The sequence below is a fragment of the Streptomyces sp. NPDC002076 genome (assembly GCF_053593835.1).
Genome location: NZ_JBSFDI010000022.1, coordinates 56,662 through 68,985, shown reverse-complemented (window position 1 = coordinate 68,985; position 12,324 = coordinate 56,662). Strand labels below are relative to the sequence as shown.

Sequence of the window (12,324 nt, the reverse complement as noted above, 5' to 3'; positions counted from 1 at the left end):
TCGGGCGTTGTGGAGATATTCGAACTCGTGCTCTATGTACACGGAAAGTAGCGGGGTCCTTCATTGCCTACGATCGTGCCGTGCCCACCTTCTCCTTCGAACGTACGGCCCCGCTCGCCCTGGACGAGGCCTGGCGCCGGCTCACGCAGTGGCCCCGCCACGCCGACGTGGTCCCGCTCACCCGGATCACGCTGCTCACGCCCCCACCGACCCGTGTGGGCACGCGTTTCGTGGCCCGGTCGGGCATCGGCCCGCTCGCCTTCGACGACCTGATGGAGGTCACCCTCTGGTGCCCGCCGGCCGACGGCGAAGCCGGGCTGTGCCGCCTGGAGAAACGCGGCCGGGTGATCCTCGGCTGGGCGGAGATCGAGGTGCGGCCGGGGCCGGGCGGCCGTAGCCGGGTCGTGTGGCGCGAGGAGGTGCGCCTGCGCTTCCTGCCCTCGGCCCTGGACGGCCTGGTGGAGCGCACGGCCCGTACGGTGTTCGGGCGGGCCGTGAACCGGTTGCTGCGGCGGGAGTGAGCGCCGAGGGGACGCGAGGAACGGCGCGACCGGCCACGGCGGCGCCGCGGACGCCGGACGGCCCGGCACGGCACCCCGGGGAGCGCTCAGTCCTTGCGCCCCGTCACCGCCACCGTCACACCGAGCCCGACCATGGTCAGTCCGCCGATCCCGCCGACGGCGGCGAGCCGCCGGGGCGAGCGGGCGAACCAGTCGCGGGCGGCGGAGGCCACCAGTCCCCACAGGCTGTCGGAGGCCACCGCGATAGCGTTGAAGACCAGGCCGAGCACCAGCATCTGCACCGGCACATGGCCCTGCTCGGGGTCCACGAACTGGGGCAGCACGGCGGCGAAGAACACCGCCGTCTTGGGATTGGCCACGCCGACCGCGAACCCCTCCCAGAGGGTGCGCAGGCTGCCGTGGGCCGGTCCGGACTCCGTGAACGCGGCCCGCAGGGAGCCCCGCTGCCGCCATGCCTTGATCCCGAGGTGCACGAGGTAGGCGGCGCCGGCGAGCTTCAGGGCGGTGAAGACGAGCACCGAGCGCTCCACGATCGAGCCGATGCCGAGCGCCACGGCCGCCACGAGCACGTACGCACCGAGGGTGTTGCCGAGGACCGTGGTCAGCGCGGCGCGCCGCCCGTGCGCCAGCGCCCGCCCGACGACGAAGAGCACGCTCGGGCCGGGGATCACGATCAGCAGGAAGGACAGGGCGGCGAACGCAGCCAGCCGGTCGGTGGACACCATGCCCTCATGCAATACGGCGGCCTCGGCGCCCGGCAAACCGTTTTCCCGACGCGGTCTCCCCGGGCGGCGTGGAGGACGGCCGAAGCGGCCTCAGGCCACCGAGCCGATGCGGCCGACAGGTGCCGGGGTCGTGTCATGGTGGATCGGCGTGTGCGCACCGGTCAGCGACACGCCCGAGCCGCCCCGCCGGCCGGCGACGATCTCCGCGCCGATGGACAGGGCCGTCTCCTCCGGCGTACGGGCGCCGAGGTCGAGGCCGATCGGCGAGCGCAGCCGGGCCAGTTCCAGCTCGGTGACGCCGACCTCGCGCAGCCGCTCGTTGCGGTCGAGGTGGGTGCGGCGGGAGCCCATCGCGCCGACGTAGGCGACCGGCAGCCGCAGGGCCAGCTTGAGCAGCGGCACGTCGAACTTGGCGTCGTGGGTGAGGACGCAGAGGACCGTACGGCCGTCGGTCTCGGTGCGCTCCAGGTACTCGTGGGGCCACTCGACCACGATCTCGTCCGCCTCCGGGAAGCGGGCCTTCGTGGCGAACACCGGGCGGGCGTCGCACACGGTGACGTGGTAGCCGAGGAACTTGCCGACGCGGACCAGTGCGGAGGCGAAGTCGATCGCGCCGAAGACGATCATGCGGGGAGCGGGGACGGAGGACTCGACCAGGACGGTGAGCGGGGCGCCGCAGCGCGAGCCCTGTTCGCCGATCTCCAGGGTGCCGGTGCGGCCGGCGTCCAGGAAGGCGCCGGCCTCGGCGGCGACCGTGCGGTCCAGTTCGGGATGGGCGCCGAAACCGCCGTCGTAGGGGCCGTCGGGCCGGACGAGGAGGGCCCGGCCCCGCAGCTCTGCCGGTCCCTCCACCATCCGCGCGACCGCCGCCGCCTCCCCGCGGGCGGCGGCGGCCAGCGCGGCGGCGAGCACCGGCCGGGCGGGACCGTCCGCCCGGACCGGCGTGACGAGGATGTCGATGACGCCGCCACAGGTCAGGCCGACGGCGAAGGCGTCCTCGTCGCTGTAGCCGAAGCGTTCGAGCACGGTCTCGCCGTCCTCCAGCGCCTGTCGGCACAGCTCGTACACGGCGCCCTCCACGCACCCGCCGGAGACCGAGCCGATGGCCGTGCCCTCGGCGTCCACCGCGAGCGCGGCGCCGGGCTGGCGCGGGGCGCTGCCGCCGACGGCCACCACGGTGGCGACGGCGAAGTCACGGCCCTGCTCGACCCACCGGTTCAGCTCTTCGGCGATGTCCAGCATCTGTCGGTCTCCTAACGGGGTTGCGTGGAAGGGACGTTCAACCGGCTAGTGCACGCCCAGCAGGGACCGGAGCGGATGCAGGGAGAAGTAGACGAGGAAGAGCACCGTCAGACCCCACATGAAGGGACCGATCTCCCGCCACTTGCCCTGGGCGAGCTTGATGACCACGTAGGAGATCACACCGGCGGCGACACCGGGCGTGATCGAGTACGTGAACGGCATGATCACGACGGTGAGGAAGACCGGGATCGCGACGGAGCGGTCGCCCCAGTCCACGTGCCGGGCGTTCATCATCATCATCGCGCCGATGGTGACGAGGGCGGCCGAGGCCACCTCGCGCGGCACGATCGCCGTGATCGGTGTGAAGAAGAGGCACAGGGCGAAGAACCCACCGGTGACGACCGAGGCCAGTCCGGTGCGGGCGCCCTCGCCGACGCCGGTCGCGGACTCGATGAACACGGTCTGGCCGGAGCCGCCCACCACGCCGCCGATGGCGCCGCCGGCACCGTCGATGAACAGCGCCTTGGACAGGCCCGGCATCCGCCCCTGGGAGTCGGCGAGTCCGGCCTCCGTGCCGATGCCGATGATGGTGGCCATCGCGTCGAAGAAGCCGGCGAGCACCAGCGTGAAGACGATGAAGGTCACCGTCATGTAGCCGACGTCGCCCAGGCCGCTGAAGGACACCTTGCCGATGAGCGAGAAGTCCGGCATCGACACGGCGCTGCCGTGCAGCGCGGGGCCCTCGCCGTTGGCCCAGCCCTTGTCGCCGACGAGGCCGGCCGCGTTGACGACCACCGCGAGAACGGTGCCGGTGACGATGCCGATGAGGATGGCGCCCGGAATGTTCCGGGACTGCAGCGCGAAGATCAGCAGGAGGGTGACCGCGAAGAGCAGGACGGGCCAGCCGGAGAGTTCGCCCGCGTCGCCGAGGGTGACCGGGGTCGCCGTGCCGGCGTGCACGAAGCCGGCCTTGACCAGGCCGATGAACGCGATGAACAGACCGATGCCGATGGTGATGCCGTGCTTGAGCGGCAGCGGGATCGCATTCATGATCATCTCACGGAGTCCCGTGACCACCAACAGCATGATCACGACGCCGTACGCGACGCACATGCCCAGCCCCTGAGCCCATGTCAGGGTCTTGGTCCCCAGGACCAGTCCGGCCAGCACTCCGGAGACGGAGAGTCCGGCGGCCATGGCGAGCGGCACCTTGCCGATCCAGCCCATGAGGAGGGTGGTGCCCGCCGCGCCGAGCGCGGTGGCCGTGATGAGGGCCTTCTGGCCCAGGGAGTCGCCCGACTTGTCCGCGCCGCTGAGGATCACGGGGTTGAGGAGAAGGATGTACGCCATCGCCATGAAGGTGGTGACGCCACCGCGGACCTCGGTCGCGACGGTGGATCCTCTTTCGGATATGTGGAAGTACCGGTCGAGCCACGACCTGCCGGCCGGCGGGCGCGAACCCGCGCCCGCGTCTTCGGCGGTGGTCGTGGGCTCCACTGACTGCTGGGTCATGGTGCCATCTCCCAAGGTTCACAGGGGCACCCGTGCAACCGCCCTGACGGTCACGGGATTTGGGGAATGGACGACCCGGGGGACGGCCCGAGACGAACGAATTTCCTGGTACTTCAAGGACCGCGAGCGGTGCGGAACTCAAAGGGGGTTCCTCCGGGCGGCGCGCCGGAGTGTGTGACGTTCCCTGCGCCGCCCGGAGAGCTGTGGGGTGTTACGCGGTTCCCGTGAGGTGCTCGGGCCGCACCGGCGTGCGGTTGAGCTCCAGCCCGGTCGCGTTCCGGATCGCCGCGAGGACGGCCGGGGTGGACGACAGGGTCGGGGCCTCGCCGATGCCGCGCAGCCCGTACGGGGCGTGCTCGTCGGCGAGTTCGAGCACGTCGACCGGGATGGTCGGCGTGTCGAGGATCGTGGGGATCAGATAGTCCGTGAAGGAGGGGTTCCGGACCTTCGCGGTCTTCGGGTCGACGATGATCTCCTCCATCACCGCCACGCCCAGGCCCTGGGTCGTACCGCCCTGGATCTGGCCGATGACGGAGAGCGGGTTGAGCGCCTTGCCGACGTCCTGGGCGCAGGCCAGCTCGATGACCTTGACCAGGCCGAGCTCGGTGTCGACCTCGACGACCGCGCGGTGCGCGGCGAAGGAGTACTGGACGTGGCCGTTGCCCTGGCCGGTGCGCAGGTCGAAGGCCTCGGTCGGCCGGTGCCGCCACTCCTCCTCGATCTCCACGACCTCGTCCTCCAGCACGTCGACCAGATCGCCGAGGATCTCGCCGCCGTCGGTGACGACCTTGCCGCCCTCCAGCAGGAGTTCGGCGGTGGCCCAGGCCGGGTGGTAGGTGCCGAACTTGCGCCGGCCGATCTCCAGGACCTTCTCGCGAACCAGCTCGCAGGCGTTCTTCACGGCGCCGCCGGTGACGTACGTCTGCCGGGAAGCCGAGGTCGAACCCGCCGAGCCCACCTGAGTGTCGGCCGGGTGGATGGTCACCTGGGTGACGCCGAGCTCGGTGCGGGCGATCTGCGCGTGGACGGTGACACCGCCCTGGCCGACCTCCGCCATCGCGGTGTGCACGGTGGCGACGGGCTCGCCGCCCACGACCTCCATGCGCACCTTGGCCGTGGAGTAGTCGTCGAAGCCCTCGGAGAAGCCGACGTTCTTGATGCCTACCGCGTAACCGATCCCGCGTACGACGCCCTCGCCGTGCGTGGTGTTGGACAGACCGCCGGGCAGCTGCCGTACGTCGGCGCCCTCGCTGGACTCCCACTGGCGCTCGGGCGGCAGCGGCATCGCCTTGATGCGGCGCAGCAGTTCGGCGACCGGGGCGGGGGAGTCGACACGCTGGCCCGTGGGCATGATGGTGCCCTGCTCCATCGCGTTGAGCTGCCGGAACTCCACCGGGTCCATGCCCAGCTCCTTGGCCAGCTTGTCCATCTGCGCCTCGTAGGCGAAGCACGCCTGGACCGCGCCGAAGCCGCGCATGGCGCCGCAGGGCGGGTTGTTGGTGTAGAGGGCGATGGCCTCGATGTCGACGTCGTCCACCACGTACGGGCCCACCGACAGGGACGAGGCGTTGCCGACGACCGCCGGGGAGGCGGAGGCATAGGCGCCGCCGTCCAGGACGATCCGGCACTTCAGGTGGGTCAGCTTGCCGTCGCGGGTGGCCCCGTGCTCGTAGTACAGCTTGGCCGGGTGGCGGTGGACGTGCCCGAAGAAGGACTCGAAGCGGTTGTAGACGATCTTGACGGGCTTGCCGGTGCGCAGCGCGAGCAGGCAGGCGTGGATCTGCATCGACAGGTCCTCGCGGCCGCCGAACGCGCCGCCGACGCCGGCCAGCGTCATGCGCACCTTGTCCTCGGGCAGGCCGAGGACGGGCGCGATCTGGCGCAGGTCGGAGTGCAGCCACTGGGTGGCGATGTAGAGGTGGACGCCGCCGTCCTCCTCCGGCACGGCGAGGCCGGACTCGGGGCCGAGGAAGGCCTGGTCCTGCATGCCGAAGGTGTACTCGCCCTCGACGATCACGTCGGCCCGCTTGCGGGCCTCCTCCACGTTGCCGCGGATGATCGGCTGGCGGTGCACGATGTTCGGGTGCGGGACGTGCCCGACGTGGTGGTCGTCGCGGTTCTCGTGGACGAGGATCGCGTCCGGGGCCAGCGCCGACTTCTCGTCGGTGATGACCGGGAGTTCGCGGTACTCGACTTTGATCTTGGCGGCAGCGCGGCGGGCCGTCTCCGGGTGGTCGGCCGCGACGAGGGCGACCGGCTCGCCGTGGTGGCGTACCTTGCCGTGCGCGAGGACCGGGGTGTCCTGGATCTCCAGGCCGTAGTTCTTCACCTCGGTGGGCAGGTCGTCGTACGTCAGGACGGCGTAGACACCCGGGGTCTTCAGCGCCTCGACGGTGTCGATCGAGACGATCTCGGCGTGCGCGACGGTGGAGCGCAGGATCTGGCCCCACAGCATGTCCTCGTGCCACATGTCGGACGAGTACGCGAACTCGCCGGTGACCTTGAGGGTGCCGTCCGGGCGGAGCGTGGACTCGCCGATGCCGCCCCTGGTCTGGGAGCCCTGCGTGATCTTCGTAGGAGCGCCGTTGGCCGGCATGGTCAGACCCCCTCGGACTGGCGGGCGGCCGCCAGGCGGACCGCGTCCATGATCTTCTCGTAGCCCGTGCAGCGGCACAGGTTGCCCGACAGCGCCTCACGGATGTCGGCGTCGGACGGGTTCGGGTTGCGCTCCAGGAGTTCGTCGGAGGCGACGAGCAGACCCGGGGTGCAGAAGCCGCACTGGACCGCGCCGGCATCGATGAACGCCTGCTGGATGGGCGAGAGGGCTGCGCCCGGGGAGATGGCGCCCTCGCCGGTCTGGGAGTCGGTGCCCTTGGCCTGCCAATGCTGGGCGTCCTGGAGGGCAGTACCGCACGCGCCGGAAGCGCAGCCGCCCTCGGCGCGCTGCTTGGCGTAGTCCGCGAGGCCCTCGACGGTCACCACGTCGCGGCCCTCGACCTGGCCGGCCGCGACCAGGCAGGAGCACACGGGCACGCCGTCCAGGCGGACGGTGCAGGAGCCGCACTCGCCCTGCTCACAGGCGTTCTTGGAACCCGGCAGGCCGAGGCGCTCGCGCAGGACGTACAGCAGGGACTCGCCCTCCCAGACGTCGTCGGCCTCCTGCGGACGACCGTTCACGGTGAAGTTGACGCGCATTACGCAGCTCCCTCGGTGGTGCGGCGGGTGCCGCGGTAGGACTCCCAGGTCCAGGTCAGCGTCCGGCGGGCCATCACGCCGACCGCGTGGCGGCGGTAGCTCGCGGTGCCCCGGACGTCGTCGATCGGGTTGCAGGCGGCCGAGCACAGGTCGGCGAACTGCTTGGCGACCGACGGGGTGATGATCTTCCCGTTGTCCCAGAAGCCGCCCTCTTCGAGCGCCGCGTTCAGGAACTCCTCGGCGGCCTTGGCCCGGACCGGGGTCGGGGCGGCCGAGCCGATGCCGGTCCGGACCGTACGGGTCTCGGGGTGCAGGGCGAGGCCGAAGGCGCACACGGCGATGACCATGGCGTTGCGCGTGCCGACCTTCGAGTACTGCTGCGGTCCGTCGGCCTTCTTGATGTGCACGGCGCGGATCAGCTCGTCGGGCTGGAGCGCGTTGCGCTTGACGCCCGTGTAGAACTCGTCGATCGGGATCAGCCGGGTGCCGCGGGCCGCCGACTCCACCTCGACCTCGGCGCCCGCCGCGAGCAGAGCGGGGTGGGCGTCACCGGCGGGCGAGGCCGTGCCGAGGTTGCCGCCGACGCCGCCGCGGTTGCGGATCTGCGGGGAGGCGACCGTGTGCGAGGCGAGCGCGAGGCCCGGCAGCTCGGCACGGAGGTTCTGCATGATGCTGGTGTACGGGACGGAGGCGCCCAGCCGCACGCTCTCCTCGCCGGCCTCCCACTCGTAGAGGTCACCGATGCGGTTGAGGTCCAGCAGATACTCGGGCCGGCGGTGGTCGAAGTTGATCTCGACCATCACATCGGTGCCACCCGCAATCGGCACAGCGGTGGGGTGCTCGGCCTTCGCGGCGAGCGCCTCCTCCCAGCTGGCGGGGCGAAGGAAGTCCATGACCGGCTCTCTTCTTCGTCTCGTGGGTCGTACAGACTGAGCCAATCCGTGTGCGGCGGGCGCGGCTCGTTCATGTGCTCTTAACGCGGAGTGGACTCAGTACACCGCCCCGTGCTCCGGCGGGGTCAGTCACCGAAACCATGAAGGAGTTCGCTGGCCACAGCGAGCATCTTGTAGATTCGTATGAACGGAGGTCATCGGTAACCTCTCCGTTTTCCTGGAGAAACGCAGGAAACAGCAGGGGGACCGCCGAACGCGTTCCCGGGCGACAGGTTCGGGGTGACTTCCCCGTCACCCTCCAAGATTCATCGTAGGTTTCGAGACATAGAACGGCGGCGACGAGATGCGGCTGCGCGCACTTCTGGACACCGATGCGCTGGGCCTGCGGCTGCTCGGCGGCGAGGAGGAACTGGACCGGTCGGTGCGCGGGGTCATGACCACGGACCTGCGCGACCCGAGCCGCTATCTCTCCGGCGGCGAGCTGGTGCTGACCGGCCTGGCCTGGCGCCGGGACGCCGCCGACTCCGAGCCGTTCGTACGGATCCTGGTGCAGGCCGGGGTGGCGGCGCTCGCCGCCGGTGAGGCGGAGCTGGGCGATGTCCCGGACGACCTGGTCCTGGCCTGCGCCAGACACCGGCTGCCGCTGTTCGCGGTGCACGAGTCGGTGGCCTTCGCCACGATCACCGAGCACGTCGTCCGGCAGGTCTCCAGCGAGCGCGCCGGAGACCTGGCGGCCGTGGTCGACCGGCACCGGCGGATGATGACCTCGGGCCCGGCGGGCGGCGGCCCGGACGTGGTCCTGGACCTGCTCGGCACCGACCTGGACCTGCGCGCCTGGGTGCTCGCCCCGACCGGCCGGCTGATCGCCGGCTCCAAGGTCGCGGGCCCGGCCCTGCCGGCCGAGACCTGTGCCAGGCTCGCCGCCGAGCACCTGGCGGCCACCCGCACCGGCCGCCGCGGCCCGCACCGCGTCCTGCTCGGCAGCAGCACCTACTCCCTCTTCCCGATCCGCTCCTCCGGCCGCTCCCCGCAGGCCGCCCGCGATGTGCGCGAGTCGGTGCTGTCGGACTGGCTGCTGGCCGTCGAGGCGGACGCCGGCGACTGGCCCGAGGAGCGGCTGGACCTGCTGCAGGGCGTCACCCAGCTGATCTCGGTCGAGCGGGACCGCCGGGACGCGGCGCGCACGGTGCGGCGCCGGCTCGCCCAGGAGGTGCTGGAGCTGGTCCAGACGGGCGCGGCGCCGGCCGAGATCGCGGCCCGCCTGCGGGTGGCCGCCCCGGTGCTGCTGCCCGGGCTCGGGGCTGCCCCGCACTGGCAGGTCGTGGTGGCCCGCGTGGAGTGGGACGGCGGCGAGGTCGAGGGCGGCCCGGTCGCCCAGTCGCTCCTGGAGGAAGTGCTGGTCGACCCGCAGGCGACCGGCCCGGAGCCGTCCGACCGGATCGCCGTCGCGCACACCGGCGACGAGGCGATCGCCCTGGTGCCGCTGCCGGCGGTCTCCACCGAGCACGACGGCTCGGAGACCGGGCTGCTGGCCGACTCCCTGCTGCAGTCGGTGCGCGAGACGCTCTCGGCGGGCCTGAACGACGACGGGCGGCTCACCCTCGGCGTCAGCGCGGCCGTGCACTCCGCGGAGGGGCTGCGCGGCGCCCTGGAGGAGGCCCGGCACGCCCGCCGGGTGGCGGCCGCCCGCCCGGGCCGGGTCTGCGCGGCGGGGCACCAGGAGCTGGCGTCGCACGTCCTGCTGCTCCCCTTCGTCCCCGACGACGTCCGCCGCGCCTTCACCGCGCGCCTGCTGGACCCGCTGACGGACTACGACCGCCGCCACCGGGCCGAGCTGATCCCGACCCTGGAGGCGTTCCTGGACTGCGACGGCTCCTGGACCCGCTGCGCCACCCGGCTCCACCTGCACGTCAACACGCTGCGCTACCGGGTGGGCCGGATCGAGCAGTTGACGGGACGGGACCTGTCGCGCCTGGAGGACAAGCTCGACTTCTTCCTCGCCCTGCGCATGAGCTGAGGCCGGCGGGGGCGCGCGGCGGCCGAACCCGGCCACGCCCGCGCCCCACGACTTTGTGAAATCTTTCACCCACCCTCTTGGCCCCGCCCTGCGATTGGTGCTGGAATGCCGCCACCACTCAACAGCTCGATGGCGTGCTCGGGGAGGGCAACGTGGCGCATCCCGCCATGTCTGGTAACGGAACGACCGCCGGTGACGATCCGCTCCAGACCGCGGTATGGCGGTTGCGCTCGCGGGCCTGCTGGGCGGACGCGGCGGCCCTGCTGCCGCCGGACACCCCCGCCACGTCCCTGCAACGGGCCGCGCTGCTGGTCGAACGGTGCCTGTACACCGAGCGGGGCTGGGAACACGCGGAGGACGCCCTGCGGACGGCGGAGGCGCTCGCGCACACCGACGAGGAGCGCGGTGCCGCCGCCTGTGAGCGCGGCCAACTCGCCTACACGGCAACGCTGCACGGCGTCCGGGACCGCGCGGACGAGGCGCGGGCCGCGCTGGGGCGGGCAGCGGCGCTGATCCCGCCGGGGGCGCCGGGCCGGGCCCTGCTGGACTTCCGCCGGGGCCTGGTCGCGGAGAACCTGACCCGTTCCCCGCAGGCGGCGCGCGCCGCGTACCGCCGGGCGCACGCGGGCGCCGCCGCGCACGCCGATCCGCTGCTGCTGTCCTTCACCTGGCGCCACCTCGCCGGACTCGCCCTGCGCGACGGCGAGCTGCCCGAGGCGCGGCACGGCTTCGCCGAATCGCTGCGGATCCGCGAGGAGTTGGGCTATCTGGTGGGCACGGCCCCCGCGCTGGCCTCACTGGCCGACGCGGAGTCCGAGCCGGAGGCTTCGCGGTTGCGGGAGGAGGCGCGACGGTTGTTCCGGCTGCTCGGGGGTGTACCGACATGGCTGGCCCGACAGCTGGCGCCGCCGGCTCCGGGGGTGGCTACGGCGTAGGGGCGGGTGGGGTCGGTCTCGTCGGCAGGCTCGGCGCCGCAGCCGCGGGCGGTCGTGCCTTTCGGCAATCCCTCAGCGGGCCCCGGCGAAGTGCTGGGACACCAACCCCCGCACCCCATCCACATCCCCGGCGATCAGCGCGTCCAGCAGAGCCATGTGCTCGGCCGCGTCCGCCACCAGATACGCCCGGCCCCGCCGAACCGGCGGCCACTGCGAGCGCCGGTGCAGATCGGACGCGATGCCGACCAGCTGCTCGTTGCCCGACAGCGCGAGCAGGGCGCGATGGAAGGCGCGGTCGGACTCCGCGTACGTCGCCGGGCAGCCGGTGCCCGCCGCCCGTAGCGTCTCCTCGGCGAGCGGACGCAGTTCGGCCCACTGCTCGCCCGGTACGGTCCGGGCGAGCCGCAGCATCACCGGCACCTCGATGAGCGCCCGCACCTCCGCCAGCTCGGCCAGTTCCCGCGCCCCCCGCTCGACCACCCGGAACCCGCGGTTGGGCACGACCTCGACGGCACCCTCCAGGGCGAGCTGCTGCATGGCCTCCCGCACGGGCGTGGCCGAGACACCGAACCGCTCGCCGAGGACCGGCCCCGAGTAGACCTCGCCCGGCTTCAGCTCCCCGGTCACCAGCGCCGTACGCAGCGCGTCCAGGATCTGCCCGCGCACCGAGGAGCGCTGCACCGCGGGCCGGGTCTCCGGAATCGGGCGCTCACTGTGCGTGTGCTCCCCGCGGGCGGCGCGGGCGGCGGGCACGGCGGTGTCCCGCTCGCGGAAGCCGTCGGGGGCGTCCGCCGGGCGCGGCTGCGCGGGCACCCGGGCGTCACCGGGCGGCGTCCCCGCACCGGCGGAGCCCTGCGCGCGCTGCTTCACGGATCCCTCCTGGCGGCTTGTCGGCACTTGGGTCATTAACGGCGGGTTGTCACTTGTTCGTCAAGCACCATAGGCGCCCGAGCCGGTAGTTCAAATTCACCGAGGAGTAGCAAAGGTTAGCCTTACCTATCTCACGCGAACGCGGAGGCGCTGCGGTCCGAGGTGCGGGCGGCCGTCGCCGAGCATCCGGAGCCGTGCCGGCCGCCTTCGGGCCGCGGGTGCGGCGGGGGGCAGGCGTAAGGGAGCCGGAGCGGCCGCTGCCCGGCGCGGCCCGGCGTACGCCAACTCGCCCCCGCTCCGCTCGCCGACCGGCCCGGAGAACGACTGCGCCATTGCCCGCCCACCAGCCACCGCGAGCGGATCGCGAAACCCGGGGCCGACACGGCGACTTGAGGCCCCCTCAGGAACTGAGCA

Annotated in this window: 10 protein-coding genes; 3 read left to right on the top strand and 7 right to left on the bottom strand. The window is 72.3% G+C overall.

The genetic code is table 11. The features are described from left to right. The first annotated feature begins 80 nt into the window (after window positions 1-80). The gene (locus ACWCQS_RS35530; RefSeq protein WP_450983919.1) at window positions 81-521 is read left to right on the top strand and encodes an SRPBCC family protein; all 441 of its coding nucleotides are present in this window, start codon (window positions 81-83) and stop codon (window positions 519-521) included. A gap of 86 nt (window positions 522-607) precedes the next feature. Here the strand turns inward: ACWCQS_RS35530 and ACWCQS_RS35525 are convergent, their stop codons facing one another. The 6 genes from ACWCQS_RS35525 to ACWCQS_RS35500 form a co-directional block, all read right to left on the bottom strand. Next, window positions 608-1,246: a LysE family translocator gene (locus ACWCQS_RS35525; protein ID WP_451008288.1), complete on the bottom strand. Its 639-nt coding sequence runs from the start codon at window positions 1,244-1,246 to the stop codon at window positions 608-610. 90 nt (window positions 1,247-1,336) lie between these two features. Beyond that, window positions 1,337-2,488, bottom strand: coding sequence for an XdhC family protein (locus ACWCQS_RS35520; RefSeq protein WP_451008287.1), 1,152 nt, complete (start codon window positions 2,486-2,488; stop codon window positions 1,337-1,339). Window positions 2,489-2,533: 45 nt separating this feature from the next. Next, entirely contained in the window at window positions 2,534-4,000 is a 1,467-nt protein-coding gene (locus ACWCQS_RS35515) for an NCS2 family permease (protein ID WP_451008286.1), read from the bottom strand. Between the two features lie 211 nt (window positions 4,001-4,211). Next, window positions 4,212-6,596: a xanthine dehydrogenase family protein molybdopterin-binding subunit gene (locus tag ACWCQS_RS35510; protein ID WP_451008285.1), complete on the bottom strand. Its 2,385-nt coding sequence runs from the start codon at window positions 6,594-6,596 to the stop codon at window positions 4,212-4,214. Between the two features lie 2 nt (window positions 6,597-6,598). Continuing rightward, window positions 6,599-7,195: a (2Fe-2S)-binding protein gene (locus tag ACWCQS_RS35505; protein WP_451008284.1), complete on the bottom strand. Its 597-nt coding sequence runs from the start codon at window positions 7,193-7,195 to the stop codon at window positions 6,599-6,601. Continuing rightward, the gene (locus ACWCQS_RS35500) at window positions 7,195-8,088 is read right to left on the bottom strand and encodes an FAD binding domain-containing protein (protein WP_451008283.1); all 894 of its coding nucleotides are present in this window, start codon (window positions 8,086-8,088) and stop codon (window positions 7,195-7,197) included. Before ACWCQS_RS35500 ends, ACWCQS_RS35505 begins: the two co-directional genes overlap by 1 nt. A 343-nt stretch (window positions 8,089-8,431) precedes the next feature. Here ACWCQS_RS35500 and ACWCQS_RS35495 point away from each other — a divergent pair, with 343 nt between their 5' ends. Together ACWCQS_RS35495 and ACWCQS_RS35490 are read left to right on the top strand one after the other, a co-directional pair. Beyond that, window positions 8,432-10,105 carry a PucR family transcriptional regulator gene (locus ACWCQS_RS35495; RefSeq protein ID WP_451008282.1) on the top strand — a complete coding sequence of 558 codons (1,674 nt, stop codon included), beginning with the start codon at window positions 8,432-8,434 and terminating at the stop codon, window positions 10,103-10,105. A 167-nt stretch (window positions 10,106-10,272) separates the two neighbouring features. Then, a complete protein-coding gene (locus ACWCQS_RS35490) occupies window positions 10,273-11,040 on the top strand; it encodes a hypothetical protein (protein WP_451008281.1) in 768 nt (255 codons plus the stop codon). 72 nt (window positions 11,041-11,112) lie between these two features. Here the strand turns inward: ACWCQS_RS35490 and ACWCQS_RS35485 are convergent, their stop codons facing one another. Then, window positions 11,113-11,910, bottom strand: a complete 798-nt coding sequence (locus ACWCQS_RS35485) for a GntR family transcriptional regulator (RefSeq protein WP_451008280.1) — start codon at window positions 11,908-11,910, stop codon at window positions 11,113-11,115. Window positions 11,911-12,324: the final 414 nt, after the last annotated feature.

What these genes read in the sequence shown, in the direction of transcription:
- ACWCQS_RS35490 (WP_451008281.1), top strand. Translation starts at nt 10,273, where the DNA reads ATGTCTGGTAACGGAACGACCGCCGGTGACGATCCGCTCCAGACCGCG.
- ACWCQS_RS35520 (WP_451008287.1), bottom strand. Translation starts at nt 2,488, where the DNA reads ATGCTGGACATCGCCGAAGAGCTGAACCGGTGGGTCGAGCAGGGCCGT.
- ACWCQS_RS35495 (WP_451008282.1), top strand. Translation starts at nt 8,432, where the DNA reads ATGCGGCTGCGCGCACTTCTGGACACCGATGCGCTGGGCCTGCGGCTG.
- ACWCQS_RS35510 (WP_451008285.1), bottom strand. Translation starts at nt 6,596, where the DNA reads ATGCCGGCCAACGGCGCTCCTACGAAGATCACGCAGGGCTCCCAGACC.
- ACWCQS_RS35515 (WP_451008286.1), bottom strand. Translation starts at nt 4,000, where the DNA reads ATGACCCAGCAGTCAGTGGAGCCCACGACCACCGCCGAAGACGCGGGC.
- ACWCQS_RS35525 (WP_451008288.1), bottom strand. Translation starts at nt 1,246, where the DNA reads ATGGTGTCCACCGACCGGCTGGCTGCGTTCGCCGCCCTGTCCTTCCTG.
- ACWCQS_RS35500 (WP_451008283.1), bottom strand. Translation starts at nt 8,088, where the DNA reads ATGGACTTCCTTCGCCCCGCCAGCTGGGAGGAGGCGCTCGCCGCGAAG.
- ACWCQS_RS35505 (WP_451008284.1), bottom strand. Translation starts at nt 7,195, where the DNA reads ATGCGCGTCAACTTCACCGTGAACGGTCGTCCGCAGGAGGCCGACGAC.